Origin of the sequence: Ramlibacter sp. PS3R-8 (assembly GCF_037572435.1) — a bacterium.
GTDB lineage: Bacteria > Pseudomonadota > Gammaproteobacteria > Burkholderiales > Burkholderiaceae_C > Ramlibacter.
Genome location: NZ_JBBHGT010000003.1, coordinates 315,852 through 333,154, shown reverse-complemented (window position 1 = coordinate 333,154; position 17,303 = coordinate 315,852). Strand labels below are relative to the sequence as shown.

The 17,303-nt window shown below is 67.9% G+C and carries 16 protein-coding genes; 9 read left to right on the top strand and 7 right to left on the bottom strand.

Annotated features, from left to right (window positions below; all coding sequences use genetic code 11):
* Positions 1-146: 146 nt before the first annotated feature.
* A complete protein-coding gene (locus WG902_RS12980; RefSeq protein ID WP_340060508.1) occupies positions 147-2,063 on the bottom strand; it encodes an FAD-binding monooxygenase in 1,917 nt (638 codons plus the stop codon).
* A 160-nt stretch (positions 2,064-2,223) separates the two neighbouring features.
* Between WG902_RS12980 and WG902_RS12975 the strand changes: the two genes are divergently transcribed.
* Positions 2,224-2,727: a hypothetical protein gene (locus WG902_RS12975; protein ID WP_340060507.1), complete on the top strand. Its 504-nt coding sequence runs from the start codon at positions 2,224-2,226 to the stop codon at positions 2,725-2,727.
* A gap of 20 nt (positions 2,728-2,747) precedes the next feature.
* On the opposite strand, the gene WG902_RS12970 is transcribed toward WG902_RS12975, so the two are convergent.
* Positions 2,748-4,670: a hybrid sensor histidine kinase/response regulator gene (locus tag WG902_RS12970; protein ID WP_340060506.1), complete on the bottom strand. Its 1,923-nt coding sequence runs from the start codon at positions 4,668-4,670 to the stop codon at positions 2,748-2,750.
* Positions 4,671-5,031: 361 nt separating this feature from the next.
* Here WG902_RS12970 and WG902_RS12965 point away from each other — a divergent pair, with 361 nt between their 5' ends.
* The 3 genes from WG902_RS12965 to WG902_RS12955 all read left to right on the top strand — a co-directional run bounded on the left by WG902_RS12965 (position 5,032) and on the right by WG902_RS12955 (position 7,221).
* Complete coding sequence (locus WG902_RS12965) at positions 5,032-6,267, top strand: hypothetical protein (RefSeq protein WP_340060505.1); 1,236 nt, start codon at positions 5,032-5,034, stop codon at positions 6,265-6,267.
* Between the two features lie 133 nt (positions 6,268-6,400).
* Positions 6,401-6,826 (top strand): hypothetical protein, encoded by a 426-nt coding sequence (locus WG902_RS12960; protein ID WP_340060504.1) that lies wholly within the window; start codon positions 6,401-6,403, stop codon positions 6,824-6,826.
* Positions 6,823-7,221, top strand: coding sequence for a septal ring lytic transglycosylase RlpA family protein (locus tag WG902_RS12955; protein WP_445263693.1), 399 nt, complete (start codon positions 6,823-6,825; stop codon positions 7,219-7,221). Before WG902_RS12960 ends, WG902_RS12955 begins: the two co-directional genes overlap by 4 nt.
* A gap of 7 nt (positions 7,222-7,228) precedes the next feature.
* Here the strand turns inward: WG902_RS12955 and WG902_RS12950 are convergent, their stop codons facing one another.
* From WG902_RS12950 to WG902_RS12930, 5 genes are read right to left on the bottom strand one after another with little or no spacing between them, the layout of a single operon-like run.
* Positions 7,229-8,011 (bottom strand): class II aldolase/adducin family protein, encoded by a 783-nt coding sequence (locus WG902_RS12950; protein WP_340060503.1) that lies wholly within the window; start codon positions 8,009-8,011, stop codon positions 7,229-7,231.
* The gene (gene ltaE / locus WG902_RS12945) at positions 8,011-9,021 is read right to left on the bottom strand and encodes a low-specificity L-threonine aldolase (RefSeq protein ID WP_340060501.1); all 1,011 of its coding nucleotides are present in this window, start codon (positions 9,019-9,021) and stop codon (positions 8,011-8,013) included. Before ltaE ends, WG902_RS12950 begins: the two co-directional genes overlap by 1 nt.
* 6 nt (positions 9,022-9,027) lie before the next feature.
* Positions 9,028-10,002 (bottom strand): Bug family tripartite tricarboxylate transporter substrate binding protein, encoded by a 975-nt coding sequence (locus WG902_RS12940; RefSeq protein ID WP_340060500.1) that lies wholly within the window; start codon positions 10,000-10,002, stop codon positions 9,028-9,030.
* A 52-nt stretch (positions 10,003-10,054) separates the two neighbouring features.
* The gene (locus tag WG902_RS12935; protein WP_340060499.1) at positions 10,055-11,032 is read right to left on the bottom strand and encodes a D-2-hydroxyacid dehydrogenase; all 978 of its coding nucleotides are present in this window, start codon (positions 11,030-11,032) and stop codon (positions 10,055-10,057) included.
* Between the two features lie 18 nt (positions 11,033-11,050).
* A complete protein-coding gene (locus WG902_RS12930) occupies positions 11,051-11,401 on the bottom strand; it encodes a RidA family protein (protein ID WP_340060498.1) in 351 nt (116 codons plus the stop codon).
* A gap of 173 nt (positions 11,402-11,574) precedes the next feature.
* On the opposite strand from WG902_RS12930, the gene WG902_RS12925 reads away from it, so the two are divergent.
* The 5 genes from WG902_RS12925 to WG902_RS12905 all read left to right on the top strand — a co-directional run bounded on the left by WG902_RS12925 (position 11,575) and on the right by WG902_RS12905 (position 17,275).
* The gene (locus tag WG902_RS12925) at positions 11,575-12,552 is read left to right on the top strand and encodes a TauD/TfdA dioxygenase family protein (RefSeq protein ID WP_340060497.1); all 978 of its coding nucleotides are present in this window, start codon (positions 11,575-11,577) and stop codon (positions 12,550-12,552) included.
* Positions 12,553-12,650: 98 nt separating this feature from the next.
* On the top strand, positions 12,651-13,637 hold the full coding sequence (locus WG902_RS12920; RefSeq protein WP_340060496.1) for a tripartite tricarboxylate transporter substrate binding protein: 987 nt from the start codon (positions 12,651-12,653) through the stop codon (positions 13,635-13,637).
* Positions 13,638-13,641: 4 nt separating this feature from the next.
* Positions 13,642-14,628, top strand: a complete 987-nt coding sequence (locus tag WG902_RS12915; RefSeq protein WP_340060495.1) for an amidohydrolase family protein — start codon at positions 13,642-13,644, stop codon at positions 14,626-14,628.
* Between the two features lie 41 nt (positions 14,629-14,669).
* Positions 14,670-15,608, top strand: coding sequence for a pca operon transcription factor PcaQ (gene pcaQ / locus WG902_RS12910; RefSeq protein ID WP_340060494.1), 939 nt, complete (start codon positions 14,670-14,672; stop codon positions 15,606-15,608).
* A 38-nt stretch (positions 15,609-15,646) separates the two neighbouring features.
* On the top strand, positions 15,647-17,275 hold the full coding sequence (locus tag WG902_RS12905) for an FAD-dependent monooxygenase (RefSeq protein WP_340060493.1): 1,629 nt from the start codon (positions 15,647-15,649) through the stop codon (positions 17,273-17,275).
* Positions 17,276-17,303 lie beyond the last annotated feature (28 nt).

Below are 17,303 nucleotides of genomic sequence, written 5' to 3'. Positions count from 1 at the left end.
AAGGGAGAGGCAGGGGAAAAGAGTGAGCTCGTTTCGTGCGGCACCGGGGGGTTGTCCGCACGGTGAACGTCGCTGGGGGTGGGACTTCGTTGCAAGCGGGGTCCCTCATCTGGCCCCGCCCAGGCGGGGCCTTTTTTTTGCCTGCTTCACCCCTGGCGCATGAAGCCGGCCAGGAAATCCGCCAGCGCTCCGTGCGCCGCCAGCGGCAGCACATGGGCCACGTACTGGTCCGGTCGCACCACGACCAAGGCTCCCTGCACCCGGTCGACCCCGCGCAGATCGAAGACGTCAGCGCCCGGCTTCGCCGAGAAGACCTTCTCGTAGTCGCGCAAGCCGTAACGGCCTTTGGGCGGCAGCAGCAACACGGGCAGGGACTCGATCGCCACCTGCTGGTGGGGCTGCTGGAAAACGACGCGCACGTCGAACACCGCGTCGATGTCCTGGCCCGCGGGCGTGTACCTGCGCACCGGCGAATCCGGTGAGGCCTCGAGAAAGCGGCAAAGCGCCCGCACGCCCGTGTGCGCGTCGTCGAGGTCCCCTGCGGCGGCGAAGGCGTACAGCCGCCAGCGGCCGTCGGCCTTGCCGGCGTGTCCCAGGTGCACCGGCTTCGCGTCGGCCACACGGACCACCGGCGCGGAGTGAAAACGGGTCCCGATCACGAAGCCGGTAGCAAGGTGCTGGTGCGCGGCATCTCCGGTGATCAGGGATGGGCCGTACTGCGTGCCGAGGCCGGCAGTGAAGCGTCCGTGCCGTTCGAAATAGCGCTGGAACTCCTTCGGGTCCACACCCTCGGCGGCGCCGGCCAGCGCCTGCCTCGGGCGGTCGCTGAACATCTTCGCCCACTCGCGGTCGAAATCGATCAGCTCCTGCGCCACGACCTGGCGCTCCAGCGAGTAGGTGTGCAGCAGCCGCGGGGCGGCCTGTCCGCGCAGCACCGCAGCCAGCTTCCACCCGAGGTTGAAGGTGTCCTGCATCGAGAAGTTCATGCCCTGCCCGGCCTTCGGGCTGTGCGTGTGGCACGCATCGCCCGCTATGAACACACGCGGTATGCGCGACCCGTCGTCACCCGCGGGGACGTCGTCGTACTTGTCGCAGATGCGCTGGCCGATCTCGTACACCGACCACCAGGGCACCTCCTTCACCTCCAGCGTGTAGGGATGCAGGATGCGCTGCGCCGCCTCGATCAGTTTCTCGATGGTGATGCCGCGATGGGCCACCCGCTCTTCGTCGCCGAGCTTGTCCATCTCCACGTACAGGCGCACCAGGTAGCCGCCCTCGCGCGGAATCACGAGCAGGTTGCCCTGCGCGGACTGGACGGCTGCCTTGCAGCGGATGTCGGGGAAGTCGGTGACGGCCAGCACGTCCATCACGCCCCACGCCTGGTTGGCCGAGTCGCCGGCGAGCTGGCGGCCGATGGACTTGCGCACCGCGCTGCGGGCGCCATCGCAGCCCACGACGTAGCGCGCCCTCACGGTTTCGGCCTGGCCGGCGTGGGCATCGTCCGTGCGTTCCAGCCGCACGGTGACGGGATAGTCGGTTGCGTCGGGGTCGATGGCGAGGTCGACGAAGCGGTGCGCGTAATGCGGCTGCAGGCGGCTCGGCGCGTTGCGCATCACGTCCAGGTAGAAATCGTGCACCCGCGCCTGGTTGAGCACCACGTGTGGAAACTCCGACAGGCCATCCTCCGTGTCCTGCACGCGCCCGTGCCGCACGATGCGCCCGGCATCCGTCTCGTCCGGTTTCCAGAAGGTGACCTCGTTGACCCAGCACGCCTCCTTCAGGACCCGCTCGCTGAATCCGAACGCCTCGAACATTTCCATCGTCCGGCATGCGATGCCATCGGCCTGCCCCAGTTGCAGCGGGCCGTCCTTCTGCTCGACGATGCAGGTGCGGATGTCGCCAAAGCCCGCGAGCTGCGCGGCCAGGGTCAGGCCGGCCGGCCCGCTGCCGACGACGAGCACATCGACGTGTCGGGGAACCGCGTCGACGAACGGCATCGCGCCATCGGCAGGCTCCGTGACATGAGGGTCGCCGGGGCGGAAACCATCCAGGTGGAACTGCATGTGCTTTCGAACTTGGTGGGCGACCACTTTACTGTCAATGGCATGCTCGGTATTACCCCGTAGAACGAATGGATCATTCCGGCGCAAATTAGGCAATTGGCTGGGTCGCCGCGTTCGGATCGCCTACAACGCGAGCCGCTGAGCGTTCTATCTTGAGGGCATGTACAAGCCGCAGCAACAGATCCGCAGAAAGCTGCATGCGATGGCTGTCACGGCGCTGGCGGCCAGCCTGCTGTGCGTCGTGGCTGGCGAAGCGGCAGCCGGTGCGGAAGCGGCGCAGGGAGCGCTGCACGTGAGCGCGGTGGTGCGGCGGCACGCCTCGGTCCGCATGAACGCGCCGCAGTCCCTGACCATCTCCGAGAGCGACGTCCAGCGTGGCTACGTGGACGTGGCGTCTCCCATGGAAGTGACCGTGCGCAGCAACGTACCGGAAGGCTACATCCTGGCGTTGCAGAACCAGGGCGAGCAGGTGCGCGAGGCGGTGGTGCATGGACTGGCCGCGCCGATGGTCGTCAACGCCGGTGGCGGCTCGCTGGCTCGGCCCGCGCCGCGCAACGGCCTCTGGACCGACACGCTCGAACTGCGCGTGCGGTTCCAGCTGTCACCCACCGCGCGGCCTGGCATCCATGCGTGGCCGCTGACGGTGTCGATGATGGGGATGTGAGGTTCTCGCCGCCGGCTGCGTCACGCGGCCGGAATGTCGGCAAGCACGGCCGCCAGCACCCGTGGATCCAGTGGCTTGACGAGATGGTGGTGGAACCCCGCCTGCCGGGAGCGCTCGCGGTCCCGCTCCTGCCCATAGCCGGTGAGCGCGATGAAGGTAGCAGCGCCGGCTTGCGCGCGCAGCTGGTCCGCCAGCTGGTACCCGTCGACGCCCGGCAGGCCGATGTCGAGGATGTAGGCGTCGGCAAGGAAATCCGGAGCGAGCGCGAGCGCGGCCGCGGCATCGCCCGCCGTGCGCACGCGGTGGCCCTGCAACTCCAGCAATGCGGCCAGCGTTTCGAGCGCATCCGCGTTGTCGTCCACGACCATGATGCGCAACCCTTCTGCCGGGTCCTGCGCGGCAGCTTCGGGAATGCGCGCAGGATCACGGATGGCAGCGACACCCATCGGCAACGTGACGGTGAAGGAACTCCCCCTGCCCAGCCCGGGACTCTCGACCTTCACATCGCCACCATGCAGTTCGACCAGGCTCCTGACCAGCGCCAGCCCGATGCCGAGCCCGCCCTGCGAGCGGTCGGCGGTGCGCTGCGCCTGGGTGAAGAGCTCGAACACATGCGGCTGGAACGCCGGGTCGATGCCGATGCCCTGGTCGCGCACGGTGATGCGCACCGACGGCCCTTGCGGATCGACCTGCAGTGCAATGGGACTGCCCGGGGGGCTGTACTTGATGGCGTTGTTCAACAGGTTGGCGAGGACCTGCACCAGCCGGATGCGGTCGCCGCGCAGGGCGATGCGCTCCAGGCCGCCAGGCTGCGCAACGGTGCGGCCGGACGCCTGCAGCAGCGGCTGCATCTGCTCCACTGCATCCGCAACCACGCCCTGCAAGTCCAGCTCCTCCATCTGCAGGGTGATCAGGCCGCGGGTGACCCGTGAGACGTCCAGCAGGTCGTCCACGAGCTTCGTCATGTGCCGGACCTGGCGCTCGATCACTTCGGCGGCGCGAATCGCCCGCGGCCCGTCCGTGCCCGGATGCCGCAGCAGCTGCGCGGCGGTGCCGATCGGCGCCAGCGGGTTGCGCAATTCGTGCGCCAGCATGGCGAGGAATTCATCCTTGCGCCGCTCTCCCTCCCTGCGCGCCTCTTCGGCTTCGTGCAGCGGCGAGACGTCGGTGTTGGTGCCGAACCATTGGACGACCTGGCCGGCCTCGTCCTTCAGCGGAGCGACGAGCGTGAAGAAGGGCCGAAGCTTGCCGTCGCCGCCGCGCAGCGGGATGGTCATCCGGAACGGCTCACCCGTCGCGATGGAATGGCTCCACCGCTCCAGCACCTGCGGCAACACGCGCGGATCCGGCACGCCTTGCCAGCCCCGTATGTCGCCCGGCGTGGTGCCCGTGTACTCGTACCACCGGTCGTTGAACCACTCCACCGAGCCCTTGGCATCCGCGATCCACGCCAGCTGCGGGATGGTGTTGGCCAGCTGCTTCAGGCGCAGTTCGCTGGCACGCAGCGCGCGCTCCGCCAGCAGGCGCTCGGTCACGTCCTCGTGGATCAGCATGACCTCGGTCACCGTGCCGTCGGCCGCCTTGATCGGTCGCGCCGTGGCCTCGACCCAGCGGGCCCTGCCGGGCTTGCCGATCTCGGCGGGATCGTAGTACGCCGCCGGGAGACGTACCGCCTCGCCGGCAAACGCCCGCCGCAGGTGGGCCGTCACCCCCTTGGCCTCGAGCTGCGGGTCGTCGAGCATCCGGTACTCGGTCAGCACGTACTCGAGCAGCGGGTCGCCGTCCTGCGTCCCCCACAGGTCCTTCCAGGCCTGGTTCACCTTCAGCGTGCGACCATCCGCTGATAGCAGTTGCACGCTGAACGGTGACTGGTCGAACAAGGTTTCGAAGCGCTGCTCGGAGGCGGCCCCGGCGCTCGGCGCCGGCGAGTGGGAGTGGGTCACTGGCGGATTGTGCCGGGCCTCTTCCGGCGTCGGACAACAAATACGTCCTGATTTCCCAGGCTTGTTGCAACTGTGACCTGGCCCAGCAGGCGCCTCACGCCGCACCCTCCAGTAAAATCCGGGCTCGCAGGGCGCCTTGGGTCATCAGGACCGGTGGCGCGTTCTTCGATGCGCGGGACCGACCTTGGTCCCATCCTGGCAACCTGATCGGCAGCCGCGGACAACGCAGCTGCGCAATGCCCTCTCCATGATTGCTCTCCCGTACCGGCGCCCGGCGCCAGCCTTGCTTTTTGTGGTCGCCCTTCTGCTGTCAGCCTGTGGCGGCGGCGACCCTTCTCCTGCAGAACCCGGCACCGCTGCCATGCAGGCCGAAGCTCCGGCCGAGGCCCAGCCTGAGCCGCAAGCCGAAGTCCAGCCAGAGCCGCAAGCCGAAGCCCAGCCACAGCCGCAGCCCGACGCTCCGCGCGAAGTGCAGGTCGCCGGCGTCGACGCGAAGCCTGAAGCGCAGGCGTCGATGGAATCCACCGCTGAGGCAGCGCCCATCGGGGGACCCGTGGCCGCAGCCGCCCGGCTGCCGGTTCGCAACCTGTTCAGCGACGACCTGCCCGCGGCAGGCTACGCCGGCGGCGCCACGGTACCGGCCGAAGCGCGAACCGAGGACGTCTCCCGTCCCACCACCGTGATCGGCACCGGTACGGCCCAGAGCTGCACCAGCGCGGCCGTCGTCCGCGCGGTCGCGCGCGGCGGCGTGATCACCTTCAACTGCGGGCAGGAGCCGGTGACCATCGTCATGGCCGCCACGGCCAAGGTCGTGAACGATCGCCGCCGGAAGATCGTCATCGACGGCGGCGGCAAGGTGACGCTGTCGGGCGGGGGCCAGCGGCGGATCCTCTACATGAACACCTGCGACCCGGCCCAGGTCTGGACCTCGCCCACTTGCCAGGACCAGGAATTCCCGCAACTCACGCTGCAGAACCTGACCTTCGTCGATGGCATGGCCAGCGGCACCGGTGCGGCGGAAACGTACGGCGGCGGCGCCGTGTTCGCGCGCGGCGGCCGCCTGAAGATCGTCAGCAGCCGCTTCTTCCGCAACCAGTGCGACCCCAACGGCCCGGATGTCGGCGGTGGCGCGGTGCGCGCCCTCGACCAGTACCATGACCTGCCCTTGTACGTGGTCAACTCCACCTTCGGCGGCCGCGCAGGACAGGGCAACGTCTGCAGCAACGGCGCCGCGCTGTCCTCCATCGGCGTGAGTTACTCCGTGATCAACTCGCTGTTCACGCACAACCGCGCCATCGGCTACGGCGCCAACCCGGCCCGCCCGAACACGCCCGGCGGCGGCAGCGGCGGCGCGATCTACAACGACGGCAACACCTTCCACCTGAGCGTCAGCGGCAGCAGGATCACGAACAACACTGCCAGGGAAGGCGGCGGCGCGATCTTCTTCGTCAGCAACGACCTGACGGGCACGCTGCGCATTTCGAACTCGCTGCTCAAGTTGAACCCGAGCGCGGGATTCGAGACCGCCGGGTTGCCCGGCATCTTCTATCTCGGCAGCGGCGCTGCGCAGGTCGCAGCGTCGACGCTGCTGCCGTGACGCAAGGCGGATCGATCCGGTTGCGTAGTCTTTCTCCCACATCGGGCTGGTGTCTGCGCCGACGGCTGAGACGCCGCCCAGGGCGTTTGCTAGAGGTACAACTTCCGTACAACTCCGTCAAAAGGCAAACACCATGAAAAAACACCTGATCGCGTTCTCCGTTGCGCTGTGCGCCTCCTTCGCCGGCGGTGCCTACGCCGCGGACGGCATGGCCAAGGACGCCTACAAGTCCGCCAAGGACAAGATCGAGGCGCAGGCCAAGAGCGACAAGAAGGCGTGCGAGGGCATGAAGGACAACGCCAAGGACATCTGCCAGGCCGAAGCGAAGGCGAAGGAAAAGATCGCCAAGGCCGAACTCGATGCGCAGAACCATCCCGGCGCCCGCGCCGACGAAAAGGTCCGCCTGATGAAGGCCGAGGGCGAGTACGAAGTCGCCAAGGAAAAGTGCGAGGACGTCAAGGGCACCGCTGCGGCCTGCAAGAAGGACGCCAAGACCGCGTACGACAAGGCGAAGGCTGACGCCAAGCAGGCCAAGACCGCCGAGGCGAAGAAGTCCTGAGGCGCAACATAACGCCCCTGAAGTCGGCGCTCACCGCTGCCCTCGCGCTCTCCTGCACCGTCGTCGCGGCGCAGGAGGACGGGCAGCGTGAAGTCGGCCGTGGCCTGGCCTCGTGGTACGGGCCGGGCTTCCACGGCCGGCCCACCGCGAGCGGCGAGAAATTCGACATGCACCAGTTGACTGCGGCGCATCGCACCCTGCCCTTCGGCACGATCGTGCGGGTTCAGAGCCTGGTCAACGGCCGCACCGTGGACGTGCGCATCAACGACCGCGGTCCGCACATCGGCAAGCGCGTGATCGACCTGAGCCGCGCGGCGGCCCATGCACTCGGCCTCATCGAAGCCCGCACGGGCATCAAGCAGGTGGTGATCAGCGTGCCGAAGAAGAAGGATTGACCGGCGCCTAGCAACGGTAGTCGCTGGCGTCCCGGTCGATCAGGCGCAGCAACGCCGTCCACTCGCGGTCCAGGTGCACGGTGTCCAGGTACGCGTAGTCGTCGTGCTGCCTGGCAGCGTGCTCGCACACGGCCGCTGACGGCAGGATGTACGGCTGCCCCATGCCCAGCGTCTTCACCTGGATCTCGCACGCCCGGTTCAGGTAGAACATGCGCGTGAAGGCCTCGGCGACCGATCGACCGGTGGTCAACAGCCCGTGGTTGCGCAGGATCATGTAATGCTTGTCGCCCATCGACTGCACGATGCGCGTTCGCTCGTCCAGGTCGAGCGAGATGCCTTCGTAATCGTGGTAGCTGACGCGGTTGTAGAACTGCATGCTGATCTGGTTGAGCGGCAGCAGCCCGCATTGCAGGGCCGCCACGGCCATGCCCGCGTCGGTGTGCAGGTGCACCACGCAGTCGACATCCTCGCGGCTCTGGTGCAGCGCGCTGTGGATGGTGAAACCGGCCGCGTTCACCTCGAAGCGGCCGTCGTCCACCGGGCGGCCTTCCACGTCGATCTTCACCAGCGAGGAAGCCGTGATCTCGTCGAAGAACCAGCCGTGGGGGTTGATCAGGAACTGTTCGTGTCGCCCGGGCACGCGCGCCGAGAGATGCGTGTAGATCAGGTCGGTCAACTGGAATTTGGCGGCCAGCCGGTAGGCTGCCGCCAGCTGCACGCGCACGGCCCACTCGTCGTCGGGAATGTCGCGAGGCTGGCGGTTCTTGTGGGGATCGGTGGTCGAGATCATCAGGTTTTCCGATAGGCCTTCAGCGCTTCGACCACCGCGAGCACGTCGGCGCGCGACACGTCCAGGTGCAGCACCACGCGCATGCGCGGCGTGACGCGCATGCGGATGCCGCGGGTCTTCAAGTAGTCGTCGAGCGGCATGCATTCCTCGGGCTGCAGGTTCGCATAGAAGATATTCGTCTGCGGGTGGGAAACGTGGAAGCCCATCTGCTCCATCTCGCGCGCCAGCAGGGCCGCGTTGGCGTGGTCCTCTTCCAGTCGTTCGAAGTTGTGCTCGAACGCGTACAAGCCCGCGGCGGCCAGGACGCCGGCCTGCCGCATCTGGCCCCCGAGCATCTTGCGCCAGCGGGTCGCCTCGGCAATGAAGCCCGCGCTGCCGCACAGCACCGAGCCGACCGGCGCGCCCAGCCCTTTCGACAGGCAGACGGAGACACTGTCGAAGCCACGGGCGAGTTCGGCGGGCGTCGCGCGCTGCTTCACCGCGGCATTGCAGATGCGCGCGCCGTCCAGGTGGGTGGCCAGGCCCCTGCTCCCGGCCAGTGCCAGGACGTCCCGCACATAAGCCTGGGCCAGCACGCGGCCGCTGATCGTGTTCTCCAGCGCAATCAGCCGGGTGCGGGCGAAATGCTTGTCGACGGGCTTGATCGCCGCCTCGATGGCCGCCAGGGAAATGCTGCCGTCCGCCTCGTTCGGCAACGGCTGCGGCTGGATGCTGCCCAGCACGGCGGCGCCGCCGCCCTCGAACTTGTACGCATGCGCCTCCTGGCCGGCGATGTATTCGTCGCCGCGCTGGCAGTGCGTCATCAGCGCAACCAGGTTGCCCTGCGTGCCTGAAGGCACGAAGAGACCCGCCTCGAACCCCAAGCGTTCGGCCACCGTGGCTTGCAGGCGCTGGACCGTCGGGTCTTCGCCGTAGTCGTCGTCGCCCACCACCGCCGCATGCATCGCGTCGCGCATGGCGCGCCCCGGAGCGGTGACCGTGTCGCTCCTCAGGTCGATGGTGCGGGCCATGCCGGCTTACTCGCCCTTGATGTTCGCCACCTGGGCGACCCTGGCCCACTTGGCCGTTTCGAAGGCGATGTACTTCTCGAACTCCTCCGCCGACCCGCCCGCGACTTCGGAGCCGGTCTTGGCGAGCGATTCGCGCACGTCCGGCATCTTCAGGATGCGGTTGATCTCGGCATTCAATTTGGCGATCACCGGCCGCGGGGTTCCCGCCGGGACGAGCACGCCGCCCCAGGACACGGCTTCGAAGCCCGGTTGGCCCAGTTCGGACACGGTGGGCACGTTGGGCAGGTGCGGCAGGCGCGTGGTCGTGCCGACAGCCAAGACCTTCAGGCGCCCCGCCTGGACATGTTGCAGCGAAGAGGCGCCGGTGGTGAACATGGCCTGGATGTGGCCGCCGATCATGTCGTTGAGCGCCAGGCCGTCGCCCTTGTAGCTGATGCGCTCCATCTTGATGCCCGCGTTCATCATGAACAGCTCCATCGCGAAGTGGCCCGCGGTGCCCGTCCCTCCCGTGCCGTAGGAGAACTTGGCAGGATTGGCCTTGGCCTTGGCGACGAGTTCCTCGACGCTGTTGACGCCTGCATTGGCGTTGACCACCAGCATCAAGGGCACCAGGTTGGTCAGGACGACCGGCGCCAGCTCCTTGGCCGGGTCGATCGGCATCTTGTAGATGCTGGCATTGATCGCATTCGGGCCCACGTTGCCCATCAGCAGGGTGTGGCCGTCCGCCGGCGCCTTGGCGACGTGCTGCATGGCGATGATGCCGTTGGCGCCGGCGCGGTTCTCGATCACCACGGACTGCTTCCAGGCATCGCCGAGTTTCTGCCCCAGCACCCGGGCGACCACGTCCGAAGCGCCACCCGGCGGGTACATGACGACGAACTGGATCGGCTTGCTGGGGTACTCCTGGGCGACGGCGGGCGCGAGAGGCCCGAAGGACAGTGTCAACGCGCCGATGGCGCAGAGCAGGGATCGCATTTGCATGATGGTTCCTCGGCGCAACGCGCCAGCTACGACATGGGGGTAGAAAAACGTTCTAGACGAATTCGTTCTTCAGCTGGCTTTCACCTCGCAAGAGGCGTTCCATGTTCTCGACCAGCAGGTCGATCACGTTGTCCTCGTACTTCTGGGTTTCGCCGGCCGAATGCGGCGTGATGAAGACGTTGGGCGTCGTCCAGAGGGGCGACGCGGCGGGCAGCGGTTCCTCCCACACGCAGTCCAGCGCCGCGCCGGCGATGGTGCCCGCTTTCAGCGCCTCGATCAGCGCCGGCTCGTTGACCACCTTGCCGCGCGCCACGTTGACCAGGTAGGCCGAGCGCTTCATCGCGGCCAGGGCCTGCGCGTCGATGATGTTTTCCGTCGTCGGGTTCAGGTTGCAGGTGAGCGCGACGAAGTCCGCCTGCGGCAGGACGGACTTCAGCTCCTGCGTGGCCACCACCTGGTCGGCCGCGCCGGCCCCCTTGGACGGATCCCGCTTGACGCCGATCACCTTCATGTCGAAGGCCTTGGCCAGCTTGGCCAGCCGGGAGCCGATGCGCCCCATGCCGACGATCACCAGCGTCTTGCCACCGAGCTCGTCCTCGCGCAGCGGAATCTCGGAGATGAGGCCGCGCCACTTGCCGGCTGCCTGGTTGTCGCGTGCCATCGGCAGCTTGCGCGCCATCGCGAGGATGAGCGCGATGGCGTGCTCCGACACTGCGCGTTCATTGACGCCTTGCGCGCTCGCGACGCGAATGCCTGCCGCCCCCAGTTGCTCTTTCGAATACTGGTCGGTGCCTGCGCTGATCGACTGGATCAGGGCGAGCCGGCCGGCCGACGGGATGAATTCGTTGCGCCAGAAACCCGAGACCGACAGGACATCGGCTTCGCCGATGCGCGCCTTGAGTTCGTCCAGCGATCGCACTTCGAACGATTCGATGCCCGTGTTGCGCAACAGGAAGCGCTCGCGCATGCGGTAGGCCGGATGCGCGAAGCAGATGGTGATCTTGTCTTTTGGCGGGAGCTTGCGTGTCATGGATGGGTCGTGTGTGGTTTATTGCGCGGCGGTGACAATCAACTCGACGCGGACGCGCGGGTCGTGCATGGCCACCTTCGCACAGGCGCGCGTGGGCGACTCGCCCTTGACGATCCAGCCGTCCCAGACTTCGTTGAAGCCGTCGTAGTCCGCCATGTCGCCCAGCCAGATCGTGACGCTGAGCACGCGGGTCTTGTCCGAACCCGCCTGCGCCAGCATGTCGTCGACCTTGGCGAAGGCTTCACGCGCCTGCTGCCGGATGTCACCCGACAGGTCATTGGCGGTCTGGCCGGCCAGGAAGACGAGCCCGTTGTGGACGATGCCGCGGCTGCGGCGCTGGTTCTGGTCGATGCGTTGGATGTCTGTCATGGAGGGCTGCCTGGAAGGCGGCCATCGTAATCCAACCGCCGGCACTGCCCGACCGCCAGGGCCATAACCGGATGGCATAGGCTCGCTCCCACAAATTCAATTTCCCTGGCCTGCATCACACCCTACAGTCCCGTGTTTGCCGCCACGGCGGCCATGCCAGCAGGAGTCAGTACATGGAACTCGCAACGAAGGAAGCGCGGCCGCAGGCCGGCGCCAGCAACCCGACGATCCGCCGGGTCGGCGTCTTCCTGGGTGCGGTGGTCACGGACATCGACCTGTCCAGGCCGCTGGACCCGCCGGCCATCGAAGCGCTGAAGCAGGCGCACGCCGAACACGGCGTCCTGGTTTTCCCGGATCAAGTGATCTCGTCCGAGGACCTCAAGCGCTTCGGCCGGTACTTCGGGCAACTGAGCGTGCACCCTTTTTCCACCAGCACCGCCGACGCCCCCGAGCTGATCGTCTACGACAACAAGGAAGGCAACCCGCCCGCGCCCACCGACATCTGGCACACGGACGAGACCTTTCGCGAGGCGCCTCCGATGGGCACGGCCCTGTGCTCGAAGATCGTTCCCGAGGTCGGCGGCAATACCGCGTTCGCCAGCATGACGGCCGTCTACGAGGGCCTGTCCGACCGCTGGCAACGGTTTCTCTCCGGCCTGGAAGCCGTCCACGACTTCAAGCCGTTCCGCAGCCTGTTCCCCAACGACCGCGCGGGCATCGAGAAGATGCGCAAGTTCGAGGACATCTACCCGTCCGTGACGCACCCGGTGGTCACCGTGCACCCGATCACGGGCCGCAAGGTGATCTTCGTGAACCCGCAGTTCACGCTCCACATCAAGGGCATGGCCGAGGACGAGAGCCGCATGATCCTCGAGATGCTGTACCGCAAGACGCTGATCCACGAGTACCAGTACCGGCATCGCTGGGAGGCGAACATGCTGGTGTTCTGGGACAACCGCAACGTCCAGCACTCGGCCTTGCACGACTACTACCCGCAGCGCCGCCTGATGGAGCGCGTCACCATCGCCGGCACGCGGCCGATCCCGGCCGATCCGCCCGCGGACGAGAGCGATCTGCGCCGCTACCTCATGCCGCCGCTGTCGAAGTTCCGGAACGCGGGCACGGTCCAGAAGCGGCAGTTGGACCTCTGATCGCATCCGGCAAGATCCACCGTCCAAACGAACAGGGCGCGCGCTCCGCAAGGGGCGCTGCGCCTGAAGTCATTTCAGGCTACAGGAGACAATCCACCATGCAACCGATCTCACGCCGCACCTTCACCCGCACCCTCGCCGCTGCCGTGGCAGCCGCCGGCCCCCTCGGCGTCTTCGCCCAAGGCGCCTACCCGGACAAGACCATCCGGCTGGTCGTACCCTACCCGCCCGGCGGTTTCACCGACATCCTCGGCCGGCTGATCGCCACGAAGCTGCAACCCGCCCTCGGACAGTCCGTCATCGTCGACAACAAGGGGGGCGGCGGCAGCTCCATCGGCACCGCGTTCGTGGCCCGCGCCCCCGCGGACGGCTACACGCTGCTGCTGGTCGCCCCCGACTTCGCCATCAACGAAAGCCTGATGGAGTCGCGCCTGGGCTATGACGCGCGCAAGGACTTCGCGCCCGTCATCCGGGCCGCCTGGTCGCCGATGGTGCTGGTCACGAACCCTTCCGTGGCCGCGAAGAACGTGGCGGAACTGATCGCGGTCGCCAAGGCCAGTCCCGGCAGACTCAGCTTCGCATCGGGCGGCACCGGCACCGGCTCGCATCTGGCGCTGGAACTGTTCAAGACGCGGGCCGGCATCGATCTCGTGCACGTGCCGTACAAGGGCAATGGACCGGCGACCTCCGACTTGCTGGGTGGCCAGGTTGCGGGAATGTTCCTGCAATACGCCGTCGCGAAGCCTCATATCGACAGCGGCAAGCTCAGGGTGCTGGCGACCCCCAGTGGCAAGCGCTCCCCGGCGATGCCGGATGTGCCCACGATCGCCGAGACCGGCCTGCCCGGCTTCGACGTGGAGCCCTGGTTCGGCATCGTGGCACCGGCGGGCACTCCGGCACCCATCGTCAACCGCCTGAACGCGGAGATCGCGAAGGTCATGCAGCAGGCGGACGTGAAGGAGAAACTCGCTGCCGGCGGCGCGGTGCCGTCGATCTCGTCCCCGCAGGAATTCGGGCGCTTCATCGACACCGAGGTCGTGCGCTGGGCCCAGGTGGTGAAGGCGTCGGGCGCCAAGGCCGAATAGCCGCATGGCGATCGACCTGCACGCGCACTGGGTGCCGCGCGAGCTGGCACGCGCCCTGCGCGAACGCAGCGACGCCGTGCCGCGCATCGAACCTGGGCCGGCGGGTGGCGAGCGGCTGGTGATGCCGATCGGAACGCTGGCCTTCCATCCGGGCTACGTCGAGCCTGCCGGGCGCCTGGCATTCATGGACCGCGTGGGCGTGCGAAGGCAGTTGCTTTCCCTCCCGGGCCTGTTCGGTGTCGACAGTCTTCCCGTCGCCGAGTCGGCGCCGCTGGTGCGCGGCTTCAACGACGCGCTGGCGGCGCTGTGCCGAACGCACCCGCTGCGTTTTGCCGGCCTCGCGGCGCTGCCGCTGGCGGACACGGATGCGGCCGTCGCCGAACTGCGGCGGGCGAGACAAGACCTCGGCCTGCTGGGCGCCATCCTTCCGGTGGATGCCTTTCTTTGCGAAGCCGACGCTGCGCGGATCGCGCCGATCTTCGCCGCCGGAGATGAACTGGGCGCGCATTTCTTCGTGCACCCGGGACGCATGCCGGGCAACCGGCCGCTGCCGCCCGCCCCGCGCGATCACGAACTCGCCCGGCGGGCGCTCGCCGTGCAGCACGAGGTGGGCGAAGCCATGGTCACGCTGCTGCTGTCGGAGTTCCTGCAGCCCTGGAGCAATGTCACCGTGCACGTGGCGAACCTCGGGGGCACGTTTCCTGCCGTGGTCGAGCGCATGGATCACATGGTGCAGCTGCGCGACCCCGCGCGCTCCCTTCCGTCCAGCCGCGCGCACCGCGTATGGGTCGACTGCGCCTCCCTGGGCGCGGGCGCACTCCAGCAGGCGGTGCGCGTGTTCGGCGCCGACAAAGTGGTGCTGGGGACGGATTGCCCGATCTTCGACACGGAGCGCACCCTGGCGGCCGTGCGCGAGGCCGGGCTGTCTGCGCCCGACCAGCAGCGCATCCTGACAGGCAACGCCGACGCGCTGCTGGCGCGACTGGCCTGAATCACAAGCCAAGCGGACGGGCGTCTGGTTATCCTCCTCGCATGTCCATGATGGATCGATTGAAGATCCGCCACCTGCGGGCGCTGGTGGCGGTGGCGGAACAGGGCACGCTCGTGCGTGCGGCCGACGTGCTGTCCATCACACAGCCGGCCGTCTCCAAGACACTGGCGGAACTGGAAGGCATCGTCGGCCGCCAGCTGTTGGAGCGGACCTCCAAAGGCGCCACGCTGACCGCGGCCGGCCGGGTGCTGCTGCGCCATGCCGGCGCAAGCCTGCGCGCCCTGAACGAAGGCCTGGACAGCCTCGCCACAGGACAGGAGGGCGAGGCGCCCACGTTGCTCATCGGCGCGCTGCCCAACGTAGCGGCCACCGTGCTGCCCCCGGCCCTGTTGCGCTTCGCCGAAACCGATCCGCGCGTGCGCATCAGCGTGCGCACCGGCAGCAACGCCCAGCTGATCGCCGCGCTGCGCCAAGGCGTGCTGGACCTGCTGATCGGCCGCCTGGCCGAACCTGCCGACATGCAGGGCTTGAGCTTCGAGCAGCTCTACACGGAGTCCCTGGTGCTGGTCGTGCGTCCGCAGCACCCGCTCGCCGGCTGCAGGAACATCGATCCGGAGCTGCTGCGCAAGCACCGGCTGGTGCTGCCCGATGCGGGCACGCGGGTGCGGGAGGCGGCGGACCGCTTCTTCGTCTCGAGCGCCCTGGGACTGCCGGTGCAGACCATAGAAACCATCGACATCGCGTTCGGGCGCAGTTACGTGCTGCAGTCCGATGCGGTCTGGTTCGTACCACTGGGAGCGATCGAGAACGACCTGCGCCAGGGCACCTTCGTGCGCCTGCCGATCGACACGCGGATCACCGAGGGGCCCGTCGGGCTTACCCGTCGCGTGGACCGGGTCCCGTCGGACGCACTCGACCAGCTGATGGAGGAGATCCGGCAGAGCGCGAGCGAGTGGTTGAACCGCGCTGCTCTACCGTGAGGCATCAAGGTATCGTCCCAACAACCGATTGAAAGCAGATGAGCAAGACTGAAACGGCGACGGCGTCGCCGGACGCGGACGTGATCGTGGTGGGTGGCGGGCCCGTGGGCATGGGACTGGCCATCGAGCTGGGACAGCGCGGCATCCGCTGCATGGTCGTCGAGCGCTACGCGCAGCCGCAACCCATTCCCAAGGGGCAGAACCTCACGCAGCGCACGATGGAGCACTTCCATTTCTGGGGCGCGGAAAAGCAATTGCGCGCCGCGCGCACGATCCCGCCCGAATACGGCATCGGCGGCCTGACCGCCTACGGCAGCTTGCTGGGACCGTACTCCTACGACTGGCTGCAGCGCGACCTGGTCCGGCCCTATTACTACACCGCGAACGAACGGCTTCCCCAGTACGCCACCGAAGCGGTGCTGCGCGCCCGCGCGGCCGAACTGCCATCCATCGAGACGCTCTACGGCTGGGAGGTGGAGTCCGTGCAGCAGGACGAGGACAGCGTCACCGTGACGGTGCGCGAGCGCAAGGGCGAGGCCCGGCGCGTGCTCCGCGCGGCCTATGCGGTGGGCTGCGACGGCGCGCGCTCGACCGTGCGTGAGCAGGCGAACATCTCGCAGACGCGCACCGACCACGACCGCGTGATGGTGTTGCTGGTGTTCCGTTCCAGGCAGTTGCACGAACTACTGCAGCGCTACCCCGGCAAGTCTTACTACAACGTGCTGCAGCCCCAGCTGCAGGGCTACTGGAAGTTCCTGGGCCGCGTGGACCTGGGCAACACGTGGTTCTTCCACGCGCCCGTGCCGGCCGGCACCACCGCGGACAACTTCGATTTCAAGGCGTTCCTGCACGAGGCCGTGGGCGCCGAATTCGAAATCGAATTCGAGCACATCGGGTTCTGGGACTTGCGATTCGCGATCGCCGACCGTTACCGCGCCGGCCGCGTCTTCATCGCCGGCGATGCGGCGCACAGCCATCCGCCCTATGGCGGCTACGGCGTCAACTCGGGGCTGGAGGATGCGCGCAACCTGGGCTGGAAGCTCGCTGCCGCCCTGCAGGGCTGGGGCGGCGAGGCGCTGCTGGACACCTACGACGCGGAACGGCGGCCGGTGTTCGCCTCCACCATCGATGACTTCATCGCGCGATCCATCTCCGAGGACCGCGCTTTCCTGGAGACCCACGACCCGGCGCGTGACCGCGCGGGCTTCGAGGCGGCATGGCAGGCGCGCGCCGCGGGAGCGGTGGGCGAGGTGCACGCGTTCGAACCGAATTACGAAGGCTCGCCGGTGGTTCTGCCGGGCGCTGGCGCAGGCAGGGCATCCAGCGCCAAGGGCTCGCACCGCTTCGAGGCGCGCGCCGGCCATCACCTCGCCCCCGCGGCGCTTGCCGGCGGCCAGAATGTGTACGAGGCGCTGGGCGCCGGCTTCACGCTGCTTGCATTGGATGCCGATGCGAACGGCGTGGCCGCCTTTCGCGAGGCCGCGACGCGGCTGAAGCTGCCGCTCGCCGTCATCGAAGCCCCGGCGCAAGGCGAGGCCCGGCGCTACGCGGCCCGCTGGGTGCTAGTGCGGCCCGACCAGTTCGTGGCCTGGGCCAGCGAGGACGCATTCGCCAGCCCGGAGACGGCGCTGCGCGTGCTGTCGCTGGTGCAGGGTCGCCCTGCCTGAACATTCACTGCAAACACCAGGAGTTCCA